This is a genomic window from Rhodococcus sp. UNC363MFTsu5.1 (genome assembly GCF_000686785.1).
Lineage (GTDB): Bacteria > Actinomycetota > Actinomycetes > Mycobacteriales > Mycobacteriaceae > Rhodococcus_G > Rhodococcus_G maanshanensis.
The window spans coordinates 68,174-91,207 of record NZ_JMLO01000026.1 but is presented as its reverse complement, the minus strand read 5'-3'; the positions used below and the strand labels follow the sequence as shown (position 1 = coordinate 91,207).

Below are 23,034 nucleotides of genomic sequence, written 5' to 3'. Positions count from 1 at the left end.
CCACGATCGCCGCGATCTTGACCAGGGTGAACCAGAACTCCACCTCACCGAACACCTTGACGCTGAGCAGGTTGATCGCGCCGATGAAGAAGATGATGGCCAGCACCCAGATCCACCGCGGCACGTCGGGGAACCAGAACCCCATGTAGACGCCGAACGCGGTCACGTCCGCGAGGCACACCACGATCATCTCGAAGGTGTACGTCCAGCCGGTCATGAACCCGGCCAGCGGCCCGAGATGCTTGCTCGCATACTCACCGAACGAGCCCGACACGGGATTGCTCACGGCCATCTCACCGAGCGCGCGGAGCACGATGTAGATCGCCGCCCCACCGATCAAATAGGCGAGCAGCACCGACGGGCCGGCCCGGTTGATCGCTTCCGCCGATCCATAGAACAGGCCGGTCCCGATGGCCGAACCCAGCGCGATGAACCTGATGTGGCGTGCTGTCAGACCTCGGGTCAGCGCCGCGGCGGTGTCTTTCACAATCGATCTCCCTGGACTGGGCTGGGGTGGATTCGGCCTGGCCGGCCCCTCGCACTGTGTGGCGAGTCACACCTTCGAGAGGTATGTATAGTCCTGTATATACAACTTCGTCAAGGTCCCGGCCGTCCCGATCCGCGTCGATCCGTGTGAACTAGGCGTCCTGGATCGGCTCTACGGCACGCCAAGTCCGGGGCGCAGTGTCACCGCGGTGAATCCCAGTCGCCGAACCACGTGGACAGGTGGGCGCGCAGATCCTGCTGGTCTTCGCCGATCCAGGCCACGTGGCCGTCCGGCCGCAGCAGCGCCGCGGGCACGTCGAGTTCCTCGATGACGTCCACGACGTGGTCGACTCGATCTGCCCAGCCCGCCACCGAGAGCTCGCCGGTCTGGTCGAGCAGTAGCCCGCGGCCGCCATGCATCAGCGCATAGAGACGCCCTCGCTTCTTCAGCGCCACGTCGCGCAGCCGTCGACCGAGCAGCTCGTGCCCCTCGCCGAGGTCGTAGCGGACCCCGATCGCGGTGACCTTCTCGGTCAGATATCGGTTCACGTCGTCGAAATCCATCAGTTCCGACACCAGCCGACGCACCGCCTGGGGACCCGGCTCGGTGGACATCAGCTCGGACTGCACCCGGGTGTTGTTCAGCACGTCGGCGGCCACCGGATGCCGTTCGGTGTGATAGCTGTCCAGCAGCCCCTCCGGCGCCCAGCCGTTGACCTCGGCGGCCAGCTTCCAGCCCAGATTGAACGCGTCCTGGACGCCCAGGTTGAGGCCCTGCCCGCCCAGCGGTGGGTGGACGTGCGCCGCATCGCCTGCCAGCAGAGCCCGGCCGACCCGGTAGCGCTCGGCCAGCCGGGTGGCGTCGCCGAAGCGGGACAGCCATCGCGGTGAGTGCACGCCGAAGTCGGTGCCGGCGAACACCCGCAGCTGCTGCCTGAACTCCTCGAGGGTCGGCGGGGTCGACCGGTCCTCGGCCACCCCCTCGGCTGGCACGACGACGCGGTACACCCCGTCCCCGGAGGGCCCGGCGCCGAACCCCTTGTGGGTCTTGCGGACCTCGTCCACCACGGCGGCCAGCTCCTCCGGCGGCGCGGTCACCTCCACCTCGCCCAGCAGCCACTCGACCCTCGCGGGCTCGCCGGGGAAGCCGACGCCGAGCAGCTTGCGCACCGTGCTGCGGCCGCCGTCGCAGCCGACGAGATAGCGCGAGCGCAGCTGCGTGCCGTCGGCCAGCTCGGCGGTCACGCCGTGGTCGTCCTGGCTCAGCCCGATCAATTCGGTGCCGCGCCTGATCTCGGCGCCGAGCTCGACGGCGTGCTCGGCCAGCAGGCGCTCGGTGATGTTCTGCGGGATGCCGAGGATGTACGGATGTGCGGTGTCCAGCCTGTCGGGCCGCGGCTTGGTGATCCCGGCGAAGGAGCCGCCGACCGGGTACTGCTTGCCGAGCGCGAGGAACCGCTCCAGCAGGCCGCGCTGGTCCATCACCTCGACGCTGCGCACGTGCAGGCCGAGCGACCGGACCTGCCCGGTCGGCTCGGCCTCCTTCTCCAGCACGAGCGCCCGCACGCCCTGCAGGCGCAGCTCGGCGGCGAGCATCAAGCCGGTCGGCCCGCCGCCGACAACGATCACGTCGATCATGCAATCCCCCTTTCCGACACGGGCACATGCCACGGCGCCGTCCACCCATGCTGCACAGCTCGGGTCCCGATGGACAGGACCGAGATATCGCGGCGTGGCTCGAGTCCGTTCCGGGGTGCCGGTGGAATGATCTCGCCTATGCTCCGGCCCGGCCGCTGCACCGGACTCCGGTGCGGTGCCGCTGCCCGGTTGCGCACGGTGGCTGGGTCTTCGGGGGAGGACGGCTGGTCGGGGTGAACACGGTTGTCACTGCAGAGCGAGAACACCGATCCGACGGTGACCGCCTCGCCGATCCCGCTGCAACACGATCCGGGTCGAGCTTCCGTCCGGACATCGAGGGTCTGCGGGCCGTCGCCGTCGTCATGGTCGTCCTGTTCCATGCAGGCGTCCCCGGCGTGGGGGGCGGGTTCGTCGGTGTCGACGTCTTCTTCGTCGTTTCGGGGTTCCTCATCACCGGGATGCTGTGGCGCGATGTGTCGACCACCGGCACCGTCGGCCTCGCCCGGTTCTACGGCGCGCGGGCCCGCCGACTGCTGCCGGTCGGGGGCCTGGTGCTGGTCGTCACCGCGATCTGCTCGGCGCTGCTGCTTCCTCCCCTGCAGGCGCGGGACGTCCTCGGCGACGAGATCGCGAGCGCACTCTACGTCGGCAACTATCGGTTCGCCCTGCAGGGCACCGACTACCTGGCCGCGGACGCGCCGCCGTCGCCGTTCCAGCACTTCTGGTCGCTCGGCGTGGAGGAACAGTTCTACCTGCTGTGGCCGGCCCTGATCATCGGGGCTGCTTGGCTGGTTCGCACCGCGCGTCGGAACCGCGCCGCCGCCACGCCATCCGCGGCGCCGTACCTGCTCGTACTCGCACTGGTTGCCGCGGCATCGTTCGCGATCTCGTTGGTCTGGACCGACACGCTTCCGCCGTGGGCGTTCTTCTCGCTGCCGTCGCGGGCCTGGGAACTGGCCGCCGGCGGACTGGTGGCGCTCTCGGCCCGCGGGTGGAGTCGGCTGCCCTCGGTGGCGGCCACCCTCGCCGGGTGGGCGGGCCTGGCCCTGCTCGTGCTCGCCTGCACACGGCTGGACGAGACGACTCCGTATCCCGGTACCGCCGCGCTGCTCCCGGTGCTGGGCACCGTCCTGGTGATCGGCGCCGGCTGCGCCACGCCGCGACGGGGGGTCGGTCCTGGGCTCGCGCTCCCGCCGATCCGGGCGGTCGGCCGGGTGTCGTACTCCTGGTACCTCTGGCACTGGCCGGTGCTGCTGCTGGTGCCTGCGCTCATCGGTCACACCCTCGACCTGACCGGACGGCTCGGTGCGCTCGCGTTGTCCGGCGGATTGGCCGTGCTCACGTTGCACCTCGTCGAGAATCCGGTCCGCTTCGCCGCGCCACTCCGGGTCTCGGCGGCGCGCAGTCTCGTGCTCGGCGGCACCATCACCGCCGTTGCCGTATGCGCGGGGCTGGTGCTCCTCCTCGCGCGCCCAGTCCCGGTCGGCCACGGCGCGGCGGCGGCGGATCTGACGGTCACCGCCGCACCCACACCCGCGGCGACCCCGGCCGTCGACCCACGCGACGCCGCGGTGCAGCAACTGACCGCGCAGGTGCAGGCCGCGGTCACGGAGTCGGCGGCGACACTCGCCGTGCCGTCGAATCTGTCCCCGGCGCTGGCCGACGCGCCTGCCGACAAGCCGGAGGTGTTCGCCAACGGCTGCGTGCGGTCCTGGCTCGAGATCGGCGTGAGCGAGTGCGCCTCGGGCGACCCGTTCTCCACGACGACGGTGGCCCTGGTGGGCGACTCACACGCCGCGATGTGGAGTCCGGCTTTCGAATCGGCCGCGGAGCAACGGCATTGGCGGCTCGAGACCATGGGCAAGGTCACCTGTCCGCTGCTGGATCTACCGATCACCAGCCCCTATCTCGGCCGGGAGTACAGCGAGTGCGAGCAGTGGCGCGGCCAGGTCGTCGCGCGGCTACAGGCCGAGCGGCCGCGGTTGATCGTGCTGAGCATGTCCCGGCGATACGGCGGTGACTTCGGTTTCATCGCCTACGATCCCGCCTGGCTCGACAGCCTGACTCGCATGGTGGCGCAGCTGCGGGCCACCGGGGCGGCCGTCCTCGTTCTCGGCCCCATCCCCGATCCGCATTCGACCGTGCCGACCTGCCTGTCCGCCAACCTCGACGACGTGACCGCGTGCTCGCCGCCCCGCCCGGTCGCGGTGAATGCTGGTGGCATCGCGGCCGAGGCCGCGGCAACCGCGGCGGGCGGCGGGCGATATGCCGATCTCACGGAGTTGTTCTGCACCGCAGACCGCTGTCCCGTCATAGTCGGCAAGGACCTGGTGTTCCGCGACGACAACCACCTGACCCTCGAGCACGCCCTGGCGCTCACGCCCGTCGTCACCGCGCTCACCGACCGCGCACTCGCGCCGCGTTGAGCTCGAGGGGCACCTGGGCGCCATTCGTCTCCACGTGGCGACGCACCGATTGTCTTGTGCCGGTGCGGTATCGACGCCCGGCCACGATCGAATCAACCGGCGCCAGGTCCCACCGGCCAGGCACGTTCGGTGCTAGCGTCGTATTGCACAACGGCCGCGCTCGCGCTCGGTGGCCGCACGGGCGTCAGGGAGGTACAGAGCTGTGCCCCACGAGGACGATCACACGCAGACCCGAGTCGGCGAGCCGAAGACGAGCCACCGCGACCCCGTTCCGCCCGCAGAAGAGCGGGTCCATTGGCCGGAGCCGAGCCCCCTCAACGACTGGTGGCAGACCGTGATGAATCGCAGTCGCAACCCGTCGATCTGACCATGCCGTCTCGCGTCCGTGGTCACCGGCGATCGGCCACTGCAGAAACGGGGGTGGGCGAGCGGAGCGTGTGGCAGGGTGGCGGGACGAACCGAAGGGGAAGCCGTGAGCCGCACGATCATCCGAAAGGCGGGCATCGCCGCCGTCCTGTTGATCACGGCCACCGCCCTGAGCGGCTGCCTGGCCCCCGGCACACCCCCCGGATGGTCGAGCTACACCATCGAGCGCGGCGCGCACAGCGCAACGGTGGGTCGACCAGCCGGCGCAACCGGCCCCCTGGAGGGATGGATCAGCCCCGGTGGAGCGTCACGGACCTACGACTTCATCCTGACCCCAACGGCGGAGTATGTGCTCACCTCGCCCACTCAGTCCGAGGACCAGTTCGACTGGAACAAACTGCCCGGCTTCTCGGACTGCGGCGACTTCGATCTTGCTCGCAACGGCGCCATGTTCGGCTGGCGGTGGCGTACCGACACGTCGCCCCGCGTGCTCGAGATCGTGCCGTATGCCAATTCCAACGGCGTGCATCAGTACCCGGAGAGCGCGCTCGTCACCCTCTCCCACGACGACCTCGCGGCCATCCAGCCCCTGCGGTACTCGATCCAGATCGACGGGTCCGTCTACCGTTTCGCGATCGACGGCACCATCAACGGCCGGGACATCCACGAGACGGCCACCCTCCCGCGGTCCTGCCCCGCCAATCCCACCAGCACCGGTAAGTGGTTCGCCGGCTTCTACTTCGGCGGCACCTCGACCGCACCCTCGCAGATGTACGCCTACGTGCGCGAACCCGCCGACGGTACAGAGCCAGGTCAGACCGGCGGGGACGGCTCTTTCGGCTCGGCAATCGCCGCTCCCGCACACTGATTCGCGACCGGAGGCAGCTGTTGCCAGGGCCGGGTGAGGCTCAGCGTGGGGCCAGGTTCTGCAGGGCCAGCGCGAGAACACGCGACATGTCGTCGGCGTCATAGCCCTTCTTGGGCTCGCACCCTTGGTCGGCGACCAGGTGGTTGGACATGGCCAGTCCGTGCAGCAGGACCCAGAGCAGTGGGCCGACGTCCCGGATGTCGCCGGCAATGAGCGTGCCGCTCTGCTGTGCCTCGACAACGAGGTCGTTGAAGTACCGATTGAAATCGTTGGCGGCATCTACCAGCACCCGACTCGGGGGGATCGTGTGGTCGCCTCCGAAGAAGTCGAGCCGGTAGTGGTTCGGGTATGCCCAGGCAAAGCGGACGTAGGCATGGCAGGCGCGAAACAACGGCGTGGACGCTGTCGTGGTGTCCGCGACCGCGTGCTGCATCTCCGCCGTCAGGGCGGCAAGGCTCTCGGCGGCCACGGTGCTCAGCAGGTCGTCCTTGTCCTGAAAGTGCCGGTACGGCGCCGTCCGCGACACGTCGGCCGCCGCGCCGACTGCCCGCAGCGTGACGTGGGCCGGTCCGCCCCGCGCCAAGAGGTCGCTGGCCGCGGCGATCAGGGTGCGGCGTGTGTCCCGGCTTCTCTCCTGCATCTCCTGAGGGTAGGAGGTTGTTGACGCTGTCAACAAGCCGGTGTTAGGTTGACGCCGTCAACATAGGGGGCTCAATGACATCGACATCGCAGGCGAATCCTCTCGACCTGCTCCGTTCGGATACTGCGGCCTGGAATTCCCTACGGGCGGTCTGCGATTCGGGGAGCGTCAGCCTCGTCGACGCCGACCTGGCGGGCGTGAACCTGGCCGGTGCAGACCTGGCCGGAGCAGACCTCACCGGCGCCGACCTGTCGGGAGCCGACCTCACGGACGCCATCCTTGCGGGTGCGAATCTGACCTCCGCCGAGTTCGTCGGCGCCGACCTGGCGCGGGCCGACCTCGCCGGCGCGGTGGCCCACGACGCCAACTTCACCGGTGCGTTTCTCACCAGGGCCGTCCTGCGGGACGCGGACCTGACGATGGCCTTTCTGACGTCGACCTTCCTCGGGCACGCGGACCTCACCGGAGCGGATCTCTCCGGCGCGTACATGACCAGCGCCTACCTCGGCGATGTCGACCTGACCGGCGCCACGCTGATCGGCGCCTACCTGGGCAAGGCCAACCTGACCGGCGCGAACATCGCCGATGCCGTCCTGGACGGTGCCGATCTCACCGGCGTCACCATGCCGGACGGCACCGAGCTCGACTGACCGACCGGGCGAACGCATGACAGCCGAGACGACCGCCTTCGAGGGGAGAATGGGAGAGTACCGGGCGCAATCCCCCGCTTTCCCGACCCACAGATGCATCCGATAGCGAAGACCGTACTGGCGTTCGTCAACCGAGCGACCGTCGCCCTGTACCGGATATCTGACGGTCGCCTCGGCGGGACGACGGTGGGACTGCCCGTTCTCCTGTTGACGGTGCCCGGACGCAAGACCGGGATCCCGCGAACGGCACCGGTCATCTACCTCGGGCACGGCGATTCGTACGTTGTCGTGGGCTCCGCATACGGAGCGAAGTCCGACCCCGATTGGATGAGAAACCTCGCGGCGGCCGAGACCGTCCGGATCCGGATCGGCGATCACGAGCGGGAAGTATCAGCAAGGATCGCGAACGGCGAAGAGCGCGAAAGGCTCTGGCAGCACGTGATCGTCCCCAAACTGCCGACGATCGCCGAACACGAGGCGAAATCCGGGCGCACGTTCCCGGTCGGCGTCCTCACGACGCCGTAGAGTATCGCCCTGTACATAGATCCCCACCGCCGCAGGCGACTGGCTGCGGCGGGCGTCACCGTACGGGCGACTCGGTCGCGAGCGGAATCTCCCAAACGGCACGAAGCAGGTCGTGAGGGATGCTGTCGGACCATCGACCTGTTGAAGCGAGTTCGGCTGTGAGCCGCCCGATCTCGTCGGCTGCCATCACACCGCGTTCACCCTCGACCGCTACGAAGAGGTCGTCGTCGATCTGATCGATGTATGGAAGGGCGGTGCGGTTGGCGGAAACCAGGCAGGGTCGCGTGTGGGCCGCACCGAACTGCTGCCGCGGCATCAAGTCCGTCAGGACGGAATGTGCCTCGTCGATGTCTTTCTGATTGCCGCCGGATCGGACCCATCGAGCAATCTCGTCAGGTGTATCGAGTGGAGTTTCCAGCACACTGTTGCCCGCGCATTTGAAGTACCAGCGCCCATCCGGGTAGCGAAGCGGCGGCATGACGATTCCACCGTAGAGGGTTTCGCCGTCGCGGACCTTGAGGTACATCGTCGCCGGGAGGTCGACCTCATCGGGCTCCGGTGCCTCCACGAGAACGACCGTGGCGCCGAATGCGTCCATCGCAAGGGGCCTGCCCAACAACTCGATCGCGTTCGTGGCCGCACCGGTCGCAACTACGACGGACCGGGCGCGCCACGACAAACCGGAGTAGGCGGTGACACGTTGCCCGCGCGCCTCGCGTCGAATGTCGGTGATCTCGTCACGTATGAGAGTTGCCCCGCCTCTTGTGGCTACCCCGAGCAACGCCCGCACCAGCTCACGCGGATTGACGATGAAGGCATCCGGCTGGAGAACCCCTACGTGACCGGGTTCGAAGCTCAGGTGGCGGTACCGCTGGCGCAGGTCCGCTTCGTCAAGTCGGACAACTCCTACTCCGAGGTCCGCGGCGTTGCCCACCAGCCGGTCCCTGTCGAACCACTCGGCCGATTCAGGGTCCGTGATGGCCTCCGGCATCACGGCGAGTGATGGTGTGGGCTTGGCGAATTCGATGCCGGTGTTCTCGTACAAGGCGGGAAACCGGCGGATCGAACGGTTGGCGAGAAGCGACGAGACCAACGGCACCTCGAGGACGTGCGCCAGTCGGCCCTGGTCGTAGTGCCCGGCCCACACTCCGTCGTGATCGTCGAAACGAGCGGGTTCGTCGGGTCCGACGATGAGGACGTCCGCTCCGAGCGCAGTCAGATGCCGGGCCGTGGCTGCTCCGATGGGCCCAGCTCCCACCACAATGACATCGAACTCGTGTTCAGCCTGCATGTGCAGTCTCCTAGTTTGTGCCCGTTCGGGTCTGTGCGGAAACGGGGCCTGTGGGGCACCGGAATCGACGACACCGCGCGATGCCGGTGCCCCACAGGGTTCTTCAGAGGATCGCTCAGAGAATGTCGGTCAGGGTCACGATGCGCTTGCTGAGCGTGACACCGGCTGATGCGAGGACACCGAGCACGAACGGTTCCGGATCGATGCACGCTTCCGGAGAAAAGACGCCACGCGCGACGATCCGGCCTTCGAGCATCTCCCTCACCGCGGCGGCGGCGGCCCGCGGCGTCGGATCATCTGCGACCCCGTCCGCGTAGATCACCTGCGCTTCGAAGATGACCTGGGCAGGCTCACCACCGATTTCGCCTTCCGCGACGATCTGCATCACCGTGCCCGGCATGCCGCTGGGCTCGACGGCAAGTGCCCGCTCTCCCTCCGCGGTGGCCATGTACCGCGCAAGGAACTCCCGAGGCGACATCGGCAACCCATCGAGCCTGACGGGGTTGGTCAGGCCGAGCGTCTCGAACGCCTTCCACATGTCGTTACCGGCTTCCTCGAACCAGGTGTACCTGACGGTGGCGCTGCGCAGCCCGGGCACGTAGCGGCCGAGCGTGATGCCTTCGGGGTGCCCCATGTATCCGGCGTGGCAGACTCCGAAAGGTTCCTGCAGCGTAAAGGGTTTCGGGTCACCCCAGGCCGGCACGGAGCGGACTGCGCCATCGATGAATTGCCGGGCTTCTCCGGACATCGAATGCAGCATGTGCTCGTTGATCGTGGCGCCCATGTTGACCATGTACGGGATCGCCATCATGACGTCGACGCTGTCGGCGGTGTCCAGCAGGTCCGCGGCCCATCGGCCGAGGAGGCTGGTGATGCCCGGCGCGAAACCCATGCCGAACACGATCGTCACACCGGCCGCCCTCGCGGCCTCGTCGAGGCCCGAGTCCCGAATGATCTGCTCGGCAACATCGAACTCGTCGCAGACGTCGACGTAGTTGACGCCGCACTCGATGGCAGCGCGGATGATGGGCATGCCGTACTTGAAGAACGGCCCGACCGCATTGAACACGACATCGGCGCCGGTGATCACCGACTTGATGCTTGCCGGATCGGACGCATCGAACTGTTCGGCCTTTCCGCCCAGCTCGTCGGCGAGGGCGGCGGCCTTGTCGATGTCGATGTCAGCGATGACGAGTTCGTCGTAACAGGCTGATGGAGCAAGGATTCTGGCTACGCCGCTGGCGATGGAACCTGCACTGAGAATGACGAGTTTCATGGGTGGCAAACCTCGATCTGTGTGGGCGGAAGAGCCGTAGTCGGAAGTGGTTGTGGCCTGGCCGAGGGGGCGTAATGAGTCCGACATCGGCAGGCGGGGACGGCGAGCCGATCCGGCCGCGTAGGCGTGGCGGGTCGGCCGGGACGGCAGTCGGTCGCAGGCATGTCCGGCAGCCACGACGCACGGATTGTGGCGCCGATCACCTGCCGTGCGTACAATGTACACATCACCGCGAGTCGTGTCACTACTTGACGAGGAGATATTTTCGGACCATGAAGGAACCGTTGACGCGCGAGCGAATTGCCCAGGTAGGCATAGCCATTGCCGATGCAGAGGGAATGGACGCCCTGTCGATGCGCCGCGTGGCCACCACCCTCGGCGTGGCCACCATGTCTCCGTATCGTCACGTCGCGGATCGCGACGACCTCGTTGTCGCCATGGTGGATGCCATCACCCGCCAGACCCACCTGCCTGACGATCCCGAGGTGCCCTGGCAGGAATTGATCAAGACGATGGCGCTCGGCGACTGGCAGGCTTTCGTGGACCACCCCTGGTTGATCGGGGTGTGGTCCACGCCGCGCCGACGCGTCGACATGGCTTCACTCGACCAGCTCGAGATCGTTCTCGCACGTCTGGATCAGATCGGAATGGACAGCTCCACGAGCTACGCGGCACTCATTGGCGTGGCGGGCCTGACGCTCGGAATGGCTGCGCTGAGCATCGACAACCCCGGCGAAGAGATCAAATCCGGCATTGACCTGCGGGAATGGCGACTCCAGGCCGCCGCCGATCTCGATCAGCGGCTCACCCCTGCCCATGGGCGAGCCGTGCGATTCGCGTCCGAAACGCAGGACCATGCCGGCTACACCGCGTTCATCACGGCACTGGATGTCTTCATCGCCGGCATCGAGGCCCGTCACGTACCCACCTGACCCGAAGCGCCAATCGCGCCAACTCCCCCCCATTGGACAGCCCACCGGCGCCACGCGGTTTCATCGCGTGGCGCCGGGATCGTTTGGTATTCAAAATAATTCGGCGGATCGTCCGAGATGTACGAATTGGCGGCCCACTCGGACCACCTCCGCGGTCCGCCGACACGCCTGAAAGTCACGCAGTGTCCCACTCAACGGGAGGGTCGCTCGTCCGCCCGAATCGACGGCTATAGCGTTCCCGTCCAAGTTCTCGTCGTCGAATCTGCTGGCCGAGAACGATTCTCAGAGCTCGGTACAGGTCGCCAGCGACCCCATCCGCTCCAGGACTCCACCGATCGACGCGCCTCCGAGCCAGGCACCTGCCGCATCTGCATCCTTCCCGGAAGGACTCCGACCTATGGACGCTTCTCAGTTCGCTCTCGGTACCCCTGATCCCCCGAACGGAGACCAGAGCACTCCGACAGTCAGGCAATGGACACCTCGGGTGATCGGTTCGCTGATCTCCATGGCCCTACTGCTCGAACTGCTGTCGATCAGCTACATGATGATCGCCATCGCCCTGCCCCAGATCTCCGCTCATTACCAGACCACCCAGGGCGCCTGGCTACAGACGGGCTTCCTCCTGCTCGGCGCTGTTGCCTCGCCACTCATCGGCAAGCTCGCCGATACGCATGGGAAGCGCAAGCTGCTGATGGTGTGCATCGCGCTCTCCGCAGTGGGCGCGTTGGTATCCGCCACCGGCTCCAGTTTCGGTGTCATCGTCGCCGGCCGAGCGCTGACCGGCATGTTGGGCCCCTGCCTGTTCCTGGTCTACACACTCATCCGCGATGTATTCCCCAAGCAAACGGTCGCCATGGCGGTCAGCATCGCGATCAGCGGCATGGGCCTGGTCACGGTCCCCGCCCCCTTCCTCACCGGCTGGCTGGTCGATAACTTCGGGTTCCGCAGCGTGTTCTGGTTCACCCTGATCTGCCTCTGCGTTCTCGGGCCCCTCATTCTCGCCACCACCGATGAGTCGCCCGTGCGGCTGCGGTCGACGATCGACCTCGTCGGCGCGGCGCTACTCGGAGCGGGGATCGCCGGAGTGCTGATCGGCGTCAGCTTCGCGCCGGATTGGGGGTGGACCGCACCGAGCACGCTGGCCTACCTGATCGGCGGAACCGCGATGTTCGCAGCCTGGATCGTGTCGGCTCGCATGATTCGCGAACCGCTGATCGACCTCCGGATTCTGTCCAATCGTGCGGTCGCCCTGACCGTACTCAGCAGCGGACTCTGCTATGCGGTCAGCGCCGTGTTCGCAATCTTGCTGCCATTCATGTGCATGACCCCCGCGGTCCTCGGCCTCGGCTACGGGTTCGGAGTGAGTGCCGAGGGTTTCGCCGTCTTCCAGGCGCCGTTCGGCGGCGCGACGGTTATCGGGGGATTCATCGTCGGCTTCCTGGTCTCGCGCACGGGTTCACGCACCCCGATGACCGTCGGCATGGCCGTCATGGCGCTCGCGTGCACGCTGACCGCGATTTCCCACGAGTCCAAGCCGCAGGTCATCATCTTCTCCGCCCTGGTCGGGCTCGGCGGCGGCATCGGCTACGCGGCGGCACCGAACCTGCTGCTCGCGACGGTTCCGCAACCGCTGCAGGGGACAACCGGTGCCGTGTCCTCGGTATCGCAGAACGTCCTACCCGCCGTCCTGCCAGTCGTCGCATTCACGGTCCTCAACTCCCACATCGCCACCGTCGTCGAGGGCGCGGCGTTCTACACCGACGAGGGACTGACGATCGGCTTCCTGATCGCGGCCGGCGCTGCACTGATCGCGGCTGTCGCCGCGTTTGCGCTGCCACGAAGAGTCGAGCAGGTCGCCGACCTCGACATACAGGCTCAGCCGCTGTCCGACGAGCCCGTCCTGTCGCCGAACGCGCCCTGACATCGGGGAATCGTGCCCCGAACGTACGGCGCGGCCGACCACACCCCGACCGATTCCTGCCATCGCCCCAACGGAAGGAGCCAGCCGAGACAGCCCACACCAGTGATCGACGAACCAGTTCGATACCGCATCAAGCGAATCACACTACAAAACAAGGAGTTTCGACTATGGGATCCACAGAAGCCGACCTTCAGCAGATCGGCACCGCGGCCGCGCTCATCGGCGGAATCGGCGGCGTAGTCGCCGGCGTCGGCTCAGCGCTGGGCCTGCTGGCTCTCGCGGGCGCAGGCTCGGCCACGTAGCCGCGAACAGAGAGCGGAATCCTCTCGGCATGCCCACGAGCCTGCCGAGAGGATTCCGCCGTGAGAGATCGTCACGATCGCCCCCGACCTGTCAACAGAGACAAACCTTCGACACATGTTGCACCACTACGGGATTAACCCTTGCCGGGCAGCCATGCGTAGTTAGCCGTCCTCGACCCGTACTTGGCGTATCTGGACACCCATTCCTTGCTGATGGCCGCGACCCTGCCGGTGACGTACAGCCGCCGCAGCCGATCGTCGCGTCGGCTTGCCTGCACCACGCCGTTCTTGCGCCCCAGGCTCAGGGCCTGGCCGGTGTAGCCCATCGAATACGGCTTCGGATTGCGCCCCTTGGCCATTCGCGCGAGGGTGTCGGCCGCGTGCGCTCCTTGGGGCGCGGCCGTGGCGCAGCTCAATCGAGCGCCGGGCACGGCGGCACAGTCGCCGACCACGAAGATCCGAGGATCCGTGACGCTGCGGAGGAACTCGTCCACCACCGCACGCCCTTCCTGGTTCACCTGCAGGCCGCTGCGGGCGGCGAGCTCGGGAACGCCGGCCACCACCGCCCACAGCGTGAGGTCGGAATCGAGTCCCGCGCCCGAGCGGAGGTGGACGGCGCCGTTCGGGCCGGGGTCGACGGCGCTGACCGAGCCGTTGACGATCTCCACGCCGAGGCGCTCCAGAGCGGTGTGCACTCGCTTTTGCGCACCGGCGGACAGGCTTGCCGCGACCGTCTCGGCGACCAGACGGACCCGCAGGTCGGGGCGGGCTTCGGCGACTTCGGACGCGGTTTCGATTCCGGTCAGGCCGCCGCCGATGACGGTCACCGTGCCATCCGCAGGAAGCGCGGCGAGCGCCGCGCGGGCCTGGTCGGCGCCTTCCCATGTGCCGACCCCGATGGTGCCGGCCAGCGGCGTGACCGTGCTGCCGACCGCCAGGAACAGGTAGTCGTAGTCGACGTTGCCACCGTCGTCCAGCGTGACGTTTCCGTCGCCGACCTTCTCGACGCTCCCGACCCGCACGGCGATCCCCGTGGCGAGCATGGAGACAAGGGGCGTCGCCGCGTCGCCGGTCCCCGCGATCTCCTCGTGGAGCCGCACCCGCTCGACGAAGCTCGACCGAGGGTTGACCACCGTGATCTCCGCGTCCGGCACCTTCTTCGCCAGCCGGTTCGCCGCGATCGTCCCGGCATAGCCTGCACCAACCACAACAACTTTCACGATTGACCTCCTGTATCGGAATCGGATCGGGAACTTATTGCTCGCTCGCCTCGTCGAGCCTGGCTGCGACGAGCTCCGCGGTGGCGCGCAGGTAGCGCTGTGAGTCGATGCCACTGGGGTGCTCGCCGTCGAAGATGTCGGCCATCAGCCAGTAGTGGGAGACCGCGCCGACGAGTACCGCCGCCGCCGCGGGCCAGTCTCCGTCGGCGCCGCCCGCGAGCTCGGTCAGCGCGCGCGTGACCACCGTCATCACGACCTCGTACTCGTCGTGCCGGAACGCCGCGAGCACCGAGTCGTCGATCGAGTTGTCCCGCATCAGTATTCGAGACACGTCACGATTGTGGTCGAGGCGGGCCAACCCCATCTCAGACAGAAGGAGCAACCGGTCGACCCGGCTCGCGGTCGGGGCGATCGAGTCGAGCATCCCGACGAAGGAGAACTCGGGGTCGAGCAGGTACTCCCAATCTCCGCGCTGCGCCAAGCGATGAGTGACCGCCTCGGTCAGCAACTCGCGCTTCGAGCGGAAGTGGCGAAAGAGTCCTCCCCCGCCGGGGAGCAGGCCCGCCTCTCCTTCGATCTGCGCCACCGATGTCCTGGCGAAGCCCTGCTCACCGAAGAGCCGCAGGGCGACCTCGATGATCTTCTCTCGCGTGGACACAGGGCGACAGTAAGTGCTTACTGACTTCCGGTCAACGCTTGGCGTTCGACAACGCGGACTCGCCTCGCAAAGACCACGGTCACCTGCGTAGATCGGTACGCTGTCTGAACTGATGCCGTCCTGAGAATTTCCATGACAGCCGAGATGGCGGGTGTCCCATGACAGAGGGATCGACTACCGGCAGTGCCGAGCCGCTGGCCGGCAGCCAACGCCTGCTCGCCATCCTGCTTGCCATGGCGATGTTCGTCCTGGTCGTCGACACGTCCCTGATGAACGTGTCGATCTCGTCGGTGGTTCGAGATCTCGACACGACCGTCAGTGGCGTCCAGGCGGCCATCGCCCTCGAGGCACTGGTGTCGGCGGCATTCATCCTGATCGGCAGCAAGGTCGGCGATCTGATCGGACGCAAGCGTGCCTACGTGCTCGGCCTACTCGGCTACGCCGTCGGTGCGTCCGCGATGACACTCGCACAAAGCCTGACCGCGATCATCATCTTCTGGGCGGTGCTGGGCGGAATCGGCGCATCACTCCTCTTGCCCGCCATGCAGTCCCTCATCCACGGCAACTTCGAGGGAGACGCCCAGAAGAAGGTCTACGCCCTCGTCGGGGCCGCGGCCGCCATCGCGGCGGCCGTCGGGCCGCTGCTCGGAGGTTTCATCACCACCTTCCTCTCCTGGCGCATCGCATTCCTGCTCGAGGTCGTCATCATCGCCATCGTGCTGTCCGGCATCAAGCTCGTCCGGGACGTGCCGTACACGGGATCTCGAGGCGTTGACACTGTCGGTGCGGCACTCTCCGTGCTGGGCATGGGCGGCATCGTGCTGGGAATCCTGGTGTGGCAGGAGGGTGGCGAAGCGGTGGCCGCGCTCCTGGTGATCGGTGCGGCGGCGCTGGCCGGACTGGCGTACTGGCTCGTGCGGCGCAAGCGGCGAGGCGAACCGACCCTGCTGGACCCGGACCTGTTCCGGTCCAAGATCTTCCGGCTGGGCATCACGGGGCAGATGCTCCAGCAGATCGCCCTGGGCGGCACGATGATCGCGCTGCCGATCTACCTCCAGATGGTGCTCGAATACAACGCGATGCAGGCGGGCCTGTCCCTCGCGCCCCTCTCCCTCAGCATGTTCGCGGTGGCGGTGCTCGCGGGGAAGAAGGCGGGCGATCGGCGCCCCAGCGGCATCATCCGGTGGGGTTTCCTTCTGCTCACGATCGGGATCGCGGCGCTGATCCCGATCGTGCCCCGGGCGGAATTCGGCTGGGCGCTGGTGGTCCCCCTGATCGTCGCCGGATCAGGGCTGGGATTGCTGGTGTCGCAACTCAACGACTACACGCTCGCCCCGATCTCGGACGAGAGGGTCAGCGAGGCCGCAGGCACCAACTCGGCAGCGGGGTCGTTCGGGCTGTCGTTCGGGCTGGCGTTCGCCGGCGCCATCCTGCTGGCGACGCTGTCCATCACGTTCACCACGATGGCGCAATCGAGCACCGTACTGCCGCAGGCAGAGCAGCAGCAGGTGGCGCAGGTGCTCGAGGACGACGCGGAGGTCATGAGCAACACCCAACTCGAAGGATTGCTCGTCGACCAGCCCCAGGCGATCCAGGACGAGATCATCCGCATCAACACCGACGCGCGACCCCTCGCCCTTCAGATCGCCTTGCTCGTCCCGATCCTTGCCGGTCTCCTCGGCCTGCTCAACTCGTTCCGCATGATTCGCATACCGGACACCCCGTCACCGGCCTCCAACGGCGCGTCCCCGACCTGACTGCTACCCACCGGTGGCGTGCAGAACCCGGAGAACCTGCGCCGCGTACTCCGGGTCGAACCGGTACCCGCCATCCACGGCGATGAGGTTCCCGCGTTCGACCTTCGCGGCCCACCAGTCCCGCAGGAACCCCTCCGCGTACCCACCGGTGCAGAAGCCGTACGGGTCCGCGACGAATGACGTGGTGACCATGAGGGTGTAGCAGGGTCGCTCGTAGTCGATCTGCCCCTCCGCCCGGTTCACGAAGTCCTCGAACGAGGTCGCGGTGGCCAGGTGCGAGTACAGCCAGAACATGACGTCGTACATCAGCCACGAGTCCCCGTCCGCGTGGAGCGCGAAGAACCCCTTCTCCGTCACGATCCGCTCGGCGAGGGCGCGGAGCAGCGCCTCGCCGTCCTGGAGGTCAGCCACCTCCAGTGCGCGACGGACGATCGGCGAGAGCGTGCCGTGCCGCACCGCCGTGAGATCGGCTTCCTTCATCTCTGCGCTGTCGTCGAACTCGTCCTCGCGCACCAGGCCCCGGACGAATGTCGCGAAGTCGGGGGCGACCAGGGTGATGCGGTAGTCGGCCTCCTGGTCGACGTGCACGACCCGAGGCTCGCCGCGCGACCCGCACGCGCGGTAGTCGAGCATGACCTGCTCGTGCCCGGCGCTCGGGGTGTCGGCGATACCGACGCCGATGTCCGGGTACCCCCACTCCTCCCGCATGAACGTCGAGCCCAACTCCCCGCACAGCGACCAGGTCGCGGTGCGGCCGATCGCGTACAGCCCGCTGATCTGGATGTGGTTCTCCGCCCAGTTCGTCGGCTCATCCATCGGGTGGCACGGTCGCTCGACCATGCCGCCGTTGTGCAACCGCATCAACTCCACATAGGAGTCCGGAAGCCGGTATCCACCCAACTCCTCCTCGATCGACGCGATCAGGTCGTCGGTCGGGCCCGGCTCGACATAGTTCTCCCGCGAGTAGTCGCCGTCGTCCCAGAAGCCATCGAAGTCGAGGCCGTCGAAATGTCCTGTCGTGCGCGGAACGCCATCGGCCCGGCGGCTGTCCGGTTCGACGGAATCGATGTCTTCCACACTCACTGGCCTGTCCTCTCACCTGTAACCCGGATGCGACGCCGACGATCGAACCACGAGGCACCCACCACCGGCCCTCGACTGAATTCCGGACGCGACCAATTTTTCAGTTACAGGGTGACAAACAACGTCAATATGTAACACTCCCCCAGAGTTTTTGACGGTCCCGGGGAGGGTGAACAGATGACCGAGCACGCCGAGATGGCGCTCGAGCTGCTGCGCGACAGCAGCCAATTCAAGTGGTACGTGATTCCACTGCTGCTGCTGGTCATCTACGTGTACGCCACCGAGGTGGAGCGGCGGAACTGGAATGTCTTCTTCGCCGGGCTGGCGCTGTGGGGCATGGACCTGTTCAACGAGATCTGGAACTCGCTGGTCTTCCAGGCCACGGGCCGGGCACCGGTGTGGGCCGCGACAGGGCCGACGGCGTACCAGCTGCTCATCGGGCTGAACATCGAGATCTGCTTCATGTTCGCCGTCATGGGCGTCGCGGCGGCGAAGATGCTACCGCCCAAGGAGACTCGAATCTTCGGTCTGCCCAACCGGCCGGTGCTCATCGCGATCAACTCCGCCGCCGCGGTTGGCGTCGAGGTGGTGCTGAACAAGATGGGCGTGCTGACCTGGGACTGGTCCTGGTGGCAGCCCGAGTTCCCGTTCCTCATCTGGCTGATCGGCTACGTACCGTTCTTCGCCGTCTGCTTCTGGGTCCACGACATGAAGACCGTGCGCGCCAAGGCCATCACGGTCGGCACGATCTTCGGCATCGATGCCCTCGCCCTCATCATCTTCGGAACCCTGGGTTGGGTGTGATGACGCGACTTGCCGGCCGGACCGCCCTCGTCGCGGTTGCCGGACTCGTACTCACAGGCCTCACCGTGCATCCCGGCGCGATGGCCGACCCGGCCGGATGCGTACTCGTGGGCACGGTCGGCACCCCCGAACTCGGTGCGGACCCGAGCACCGCGGGGCTGGAGTCCTTCTCCCCCGCCACCGCGGCGCTCCCCGATCAGGTCTACTTCCGCACCTCCACCGAGACCTTCAACCGGCGCTGGTCCTTCACCGCCCGCGATGGCGGCATCTACGTCAAAGAAGCCGTAGCCAAGGGCGGTTGGCGAGCCATGCCGCTGCCCGACTGCTTGGCGGGCAATGTCGCCGGGGTCTCCGCCGACGATGACGAGGTGCTGGCGGTGGACCGCAACGGCCGCTTCTACACGCTGGACCACGCCCTGAGCGCGCCCAAGGACTGGAACTGGAGCACCCGCTACGGCACCCCGCTCTGGACCGGACCCGGCAACACCCTCCCCCCGGGCACGCTCGACTGGACGTGGTCGGTGCTCTCGCCGAACGAGGACCACGTCTGGCGCGACGCCATCGGCAACAACCACCCCGTGGGCGGGGCCAAGGTCTCCCACGTCTTCGCACTCACCGACGGCGGCACCCGCATCCGCTACGTGGACCCCTGGCTTCCCGTCGATCACAGCTACGAAGTCGGCATGCCCGCCGACGGCCGCTTCCGTGCGGTCGCCCTCTCCACCAGCGGTTCCACCTCCCTGGTGGTGAACCGCAACGGCGACCTCTACACCCGGCTCTACGACTTCGACATCTCCGGCGCGGACAAGGTCTTCTTCCGCTACTCGTACGAGGACCAGCGCGGCCTGCGCGAGGCCACCGACATGCTCAGCGAGCGCGTAGATGCGGGCACCGCGGCCATTCATCTCCCCGCCCCCGACTGGGTTCGTCAACCGAAGGTCCCCGGCGAGATCACCGACCGCATCTCGATTCACAAGACGGGCATCGGTTCCGACGCCCGTGAACTCCGCATCGAGGGCGCCAGCGGCGGCCGAACCGGATATTGGACAAAGCAACTCACCGCGGACGAGTGGGAATTCGTGCCCACCGATCAGCCGCTGCGCGGCGTGCGGCTGGCCAATACCGCCGACGACCGCAGCGTGGACCCGTCCGTATCGGCCGCACCGTACAACTACGCGGGCCGCTCCCCCTTGGGCTGGACCGCGACCGTCGAGTCCTTCGACATCGCGAGCTCTCCCACGCCACTGCGCCTGGACTTCGGCAACGGCGTGGCCATCGACCTGATCCTCCACACCGTCGACGCGCTCCGGCAGGCGCCGCAGCCGTCCGGCCTCACCGCACAGGCCCGTCACTTCGACGGCACGATCGAGGTACCGGTGGATGTCGCGAATTCCGTCGCCGCCCAGCCCGGTCCGATCCGTGACCTCATCGCAGGCGCACTGGGCGGTCGGCGCTTCTCTGATCTCGGGGTCGACGTCACCGATCGCGAGCTCCGCATCGACGGCCTCGGCCTCACCCTCACCCGCACGCCCTAGAAATCGGGCACGTCCCAGACGCCGACGGCTACGGGGTGACGGCGGGGCTCTTCGGGTCGATCAGGATCTTCGCGTGCTCCTCGGGGTTGCCGAGCGCCGCGAAGGCGTTCTCGACTCCAGCCAACCCGACCGTCCCGGTGATCAGCGGCGACGGGTCGACCTTGCCGTCGGCGATCAGGCGCAGCGCGTGACGGAACTCGCTCGGGTCGTACCCCAGCACGAAACGAAGGTCGATCTCCTTGTTGATCGCCATCGCGGGCCGGATTCGATCGACCTCCATACACACCCCGACCACGACCACACGCGAGCGCAGCGGGGCGCTTGCCAGGATCTGGTCGATGACCCCAGGAAGGCCGACACACTCGAAGACGACCGGACCGGACGGCGTCGCGCCGACCGCGTCGGCGAGCCGGAACACCTGCCACCACGGCAGTTTCGGCACCTTCTGCAGTCTCTCCATCGTGCCGATGCCCAGGTCGAGGAGCTCGCGGACCCCGCCGAGCTCGTTCCGAGGGGTGTACGAGGTCCAAGGAGAATGCGTCGCGGGGTCGACCACGACGTCGGCTCCGCACTGCGCGGCCAGCTTTCGCCGACGAGGCGAGAAGTCACTGGCGACCACGGTGCGGACTCCCGACGCCTTGAGCATGCTGATCACCGCCAGGCCGATCGGTCCACAGCCGATGACGATGGCGGTCTGCCGTTTTCCTACCTCGCCCCTGCGCACCGCGTGCCAGGCCACCGCCATCGGCTCGGTGAGGGCGGCCTTCTCGACCGACAGGCCGTTCGGCACCACCATCGTCACCGCCTCCTGAACGACCACCTGTTCCGCGTAGCCTCCTGGCGCCGCGGCCGAGAGCCCGGTCATGTGGACGCCGGAGTCCTGGCGGATGATCGGCATGGCGACCACCCGGGTCCCGACGGGCCAGCGCTTCCGGCAGTCGGGCCCGTACTCCACGATCTCTCCGCAGAATTCATGGCCGAGAACGACATCCTGGTGCGAGCGCATGAACCCGTCGTAGCCGGATTCGGCGGCCAGACCCGCCACCTGGTCGCTGTGGACGCGCGCATGCAAGTCCGAGCCGCAGATCCCACATCGCAGCACGTCGAGGAGCACCTGCCCCGCCTTCGGCGTCGGGGTCGAGATCTCGGACACCCTCAACTGTGCGTCGGTACAGAGAACGGCCTTCATCGTCAACTCCTCAGTCGAAGCTGTGGACACCATAGCGGTGGATCAACCCCTGTCTCAGGTGATCGATCCCGGGTAGAACCTCGACTGCGTGGGTGGCCGCGATCGCCGAATTCGATTGCGCGAGTATGGTCCAGGTTGCACGATTTGTAACGAATTCTGTTGCGCAACCGGTATGGAGGGTGCGGCGGACGTCTCGGTTCGCGCATCTCAGATCAAGGGGAGTGATCATGAGCAATCAGTTGGTGCGGCGTGGGTGCGCTGCGACCCTCGCTGCTGTCGGGCTGAGTACCGCGGTGGTGACCGGCGGAGGCGCTGTCGCGAACGCGCAGCCCGCGCCGCCGACGTCGACGACCATGACGTGCGGGAGCCTGAACCCGCTCTTCTGGGCACCGTCGTTCACGTGGACCGTCCATGCCGCGTCGGGAGCGTCGCTCCGCCCTGGCGCAGACGCGCTGGAGCCGGCGATTCTGCTGAGCGGCGGGAACGAACTGCCCGTGCCCCCCGGAGGACTCATTCCGAGCATCGGAGTCAACTGGTACGGCACGCGGGTGCTGGTCGACTGGACCAACAAGACGACCGGAGCCACCGGCCGTAGCGTCAGCGATGAGACGGCCTTCCAGCAGTATCCCGGAATCCCGATCAACCGAACCTGGACGGGAACCGGAGCGGTGGACTTCACCGTCACCGTCGAGACCGGGGCGGGACTGCGGTTCATCAATACTCAGAAGGCCGTCTGCAAGGGCACGATCTCGGTGGTGCCTGCGTAGTCACTCGGGTCCGTCCGGTTGGCGGTACGCCGCCGACCGGACGGACGCCGCCCGCGCTCATCTGGGCGTGAGGTGATGCTCCATCAGGACGCTGAGCTGGTCGCGTGCGTCCACGAAGGGTTGACTCGACTCGAGCGCACGACTCTGCACGATGGCGCCCTCGATCACCGACAGCAGCAGCCCCGCCATCGAGCGCGCGGCGGTTCTCTCGATTCCCGCCGCGACCATGCCGTCGGCAAGCCGGGAGGTCCAGTCGGTGAACGCCTGACCGGCGGCGGACTGCACCGCCGGGTTCTGCTCGTCCAGCGCGGCCGCCATCATGAACGAGCCCAGCCGGTATTCGCTGGACTCGAGCGGCTCACGCCAGAAGGCGAACAGCTCGTCCAACCACTGCTCCACCGACGGTGTGCCCGCCAGCTTCTCCGCCATCACGTTCAGGTGTGAATACACCACTCGCGACACGATCCGCGTCGCCGTCTCCACGAGCTGACCCTTGCCTGCCGGGAAGTGCTGATACAGCGAATTGCGCGACGCATTGCTGCGTTTGAGCAGCTCGGTCAGCCCGGCCGCATTCACACCGAGCTCCTGCACCGTGGCGATGGTGCTCGCGAGGAGTCGAGCTCGCGGTCGTGCCGTGGTCATCCGAATCCTCCCGCGCTTGTGTGAACCGATCGGTTCATGTTAGATGATCACTACTGAT

At 67.2% G+C, this 23,034-nt stretch carries 21 protein-coding genes; 11 read left to right on the top strand and 10 right to left on the bottom strand.

Translation table 11 applies throughout. The features are described from left to right. Both BR31_RS0119420 and rox read right to left on the bottom strand, forming a co-directional pair. Positions 1 to 487: amino acid permease (locus BR31_RS0119420; protein WP_027502430.1), on the bottom strand; the 487-nt coding region annotated here is incomplete at its 3' end. A gap of 200 nt (positions 488 to 687) precedes the next feature. Next, a complete protein-coding gene (rox, locus tag BR31_RS0119415) occupies positions 688 to 2,124 on the bottom strand; it encodes a rifampin monooxygenase (RefSeq protein ID WP_027502429.1) in 1,437 nt (478 codons plus the stop codon). Between the two features lie 233 nt (positions 2,125 to 2,357). On the opposite strand from rox, the gene BR31_RS0119410 reads away from it, so the two are divergent. Then, positions 2,358 to 4,550 carry an acyltransferase family protein gene (locus BR31_RS0119410; RefSeq protein ID WP_027502428.1) on the top strand — a complete coding sequence of 731 codons (2,193 nt, stop codon included), beginning with the start codon at positions 2,358 to 2,360 and terminating at the stop codon, positions 4,548 to 4,550. A 472-nt stretch (positions 4,551 to 5,022) separates the two neighbouring features. Further along, positions 5,023 to 5,784, top strand: a complete 762-nt coding sequence (locus BR31_RS0119405) for a hypothetical protein (protein ID WP_027502427.1) — start codon at positions 5,023 to 5,025, stop codon at positions 5,782 to 5,784. A 40-nt stretch (positions 5,785 to 5,824) separates the two neighbouring features. On the opposite strand, the gene BR31_RS31950 is transcribed toward BR31_RS0119405, so the two are convergent. Continuing rightward, positions 5,825 to 6,424 carry a TetR/AcrR family transcriptional regulator gene (locus BR31_RS31950; RefSeq protein ID WP_051637584.1) on the bottom strand — a complete coding sequence of 200 codons (600 nt, stop codon included), beginning with the start codon at positions 6,422 to 6,424 and terminating at the stop codon, positions 5,825 to 5,827. 74 nt (positions 6,425 to 6,498) lie between these two features. Between BR31_RS31950 and BR31_RS0119395 the strand changes: the two genes are divergently transcribed. Continuing rightward, positions 6,499 to 7,074: a pentapeptide repeat-containing protein gene (locus BR31_RS0119395; RefSeq protein ID WP_037177304.1), complete on the top strand. Its 576-nt coding sequence runs from the start codon at positions 6,499 to 6,501 to the stop codon at positions 7,072 to 7,074. 93 nt (positions 7,075 to 7,167) lie between these two features. Continuing rightward, positions 7,168 to 7,599, top strand: a complete 432-nt coding sequence (locus BR31_RS29350; protein WP_051637583.1) for a nitroreductase/quinone reductase family protein — start codon at positions 7,168 to 7,170, stop codon at positions 7,597 to 7,599. Positions 7,600 to 7,654: 55 nt separating this feature from the next. On the opposite strand, the gene BR31_RS29345 is transcribed toward BR31_RS29350, so the two are convergent. Continuing rightward, on the bottom strand, positions 7,655 to 8,890 hold the full coding sequence (locus BR31_RS29345; protein ID WP_051637582.1) for an NAD(P)/FAD-dependent oxidoreductase: 1,236 nt from the start codon (positions 8,888 to 8,890) through the stop codon (positions 7,655 to 7,657). Between the two features lie 115 nt (positions 8,891 to 9,005). After that, the gene (locus tag BR31_RS30715) at positions 9,006 to 10,166 is read right to left on the bottom strand and encodes a saccharopine dehydrogenase family protein (protein WP_027502425.1); all 1,161 of its coding nucleotides are present in this window, start codon (positions 10,164 to 10,166) and stop codon (positions 9,006 to 9,008) included. A 272-nt stretch (positions 10,167 to 10,438) separates the two neighbouring features. Here BR31_RS30715 and BR31_RS30710 point away from each other — a divergent pair, with 272 nt between their 5' ends. From BR31_RS30710 to BR31_RS32485, 3 genes are all read left to right on the top strand, one after another. Continuing rightward, positions 10,439 to 11,098 carry a TetR/AcrR family transcriptional regulator gene (locus BR31_RS30710; protein WP_197023661.1) on the top strand — a complete coding sequence of 220 codons (660 nt, stop codon included), beginning with the start codon at positions 10,439 to 10,441 and terminating at the stop codon, positions 11,096 to 11,098. Positions 11,099 to 11,603: 505 nt separating this feature from the next. After that, entirely contained in the window at positions 11,604 to 13,019 is a 1,416-nt protein-coding gene (locus BR31_RS29330; protein WP_231496616.1) for an MFS transporter, read from the top strand. Positions 13,020 to 13,186: 167 nt separating this feature from the next. Then, positions 13,187 to 13,321, top strand: a complete 135-nt coding sequence (locus tag BR31_RS32485) for a hypothetical protein (protein WP_269321361.1) — start codon at positions 13,187 to 13,189, stop codon at positions 13,319 to 13,321. Positions 13,322 to 13,455: 134 nt separating this feature from the next. Here BR31_RS32485 and BR31_RS0119360 read toward each other — a convergent pair whose 3' ends face one another. Beyond that, complete coding sequence (locus tag BR31_RS0119360; RefSeq protein ID WP_027502424.1) at positions 13,456 to 14,541, bottom strand: NAD(P)/FAD-dependent oxidoreductase; 1,086 nt, start codon at positions 14,539 to 14,541, stop codon at positions 13,456 to 13,458. A 34-nt stretch (positions 14,542 to 14,575) separates the two neighbouring features. Further along, positions 14,576 to 15,199: a TetR/AcrR family transcriptional regulator gene (locus tag BR31_RS0119355; RefSeq protein ID WP_027502423.1), complete on the bottom strand. Its 624-nt coding sequence runs from the start codon at positions 15,197 to 15,199 to the stop codon at positions 14,576 to 14,578. A gap of 158 nt (positions 15,200 to 15,357) precedes the next feature. On the opposite strand from BR31_RS0119355, the gene BR31_RS0119350 reads away from it, so the two are divergent. After that, a complete protein-coding gene (locus tag BR31_RS0119350; protein WP_027502422.1) occupies positions 15,358 to 16,956 on the top strand; it encodes an MFS transporter in 1,599 nt (532 codons plus the stop codon). Positions 16,957 to 16,959: 3 nt separating this feature from the next. Here BR31_RS0119350 and BR31_RS29325 read toward each other — a convergent pair whose 3' ends face one another. Beyond that, complete coding sequence (locus BR31_RS29325) at positions 16,960 to 18,039, bottom strand: SMI1/KNR4 family protein (RefSeq protein WP_197023660.1); 1,080 nt, start codon at positions 18,037 to 18,039, stop codon at positions 16,960 to 16,962. 177 nt (positions 18,040 to 18,216) lie between these two features. Between BR31_RS29325 and BR31_RS0119340 the strand changes: the two genes are divergently transcribed. Continuing rightward, complete coding sequence (locus BR31_RS0119340) at positions 18,217 to 18,843, top strand: hypothetical protein (protein ID WP_027502421.1); 627 nt, start codon at positions 18,217 to 18,219, stop codon at positions 18,841 to 18,843. Beyond that, positions 18,843 to 20,378 carry a hypothetical protein gene (locus BR31_RS29320; protein ID WP_156042547.1) on the top strand — a complete coding sequence of 512 codons (1,536 nt, stop codon included), beginning with the start codon at positions 18,843 to 18,845 and terminating at the stop codon, positions 20,376 to 20,378. Before BR31_RS0119340 ends, BR31_RS29320 begins: the two co-directional genes overlap by 1 nt. 28 nt (positions 20,379 to 20,406) lie before the next feature. Here the strand turns inward: BR31_RS29320 and BR31_RS0119330 are convergent, their stop codons facing one another. Further along, complete coding sequence (locus tag BR31_RS0119330; RefSeq protein WP_027502420.1) at positions 20,407 to 21,567, bottom strand: zinc-binding dehydrogenase; 1,161 nt, start codon at positions 21,565 to 21,567, stop codon at positions 20,407 to 20,409. 227 nt (positions 21,568 to 21,794) lie between these two features. Here BR31_RS0119330 and BR31_RS0119325 point away from each other — a divergent pair, with 227 nt between their 5' ends. Further along, entirely contained in the window at positions 21,795 to 22,334 is a 540-nt protein-coding gene (locus BR31_RS0119325; protein WP_027502419.1) for a hypothetical protein, read from the top strand. A gap of 57 nt (positions 22,335 to 22,391) precedes the next feature. Here the strand turns inward: BR31_RS0119325 and BR31_RS0119320 are convergent, their stop codons facing one another. After that, on the bottom strand, positions 22,392 to 22,976 hold the full coding sequence (locus tag BR31_RS0119320) for a TetR/AcrR family transcriptional regulator (RefSeq protein ID WP_027502418.1): 585 nt from the start codon (positions 22,974 to 22,976) through the stop codon (positions 22,392 to 22,394). Positions 22,977 to 23,034 lie beyond the last annotated feature (58 nt).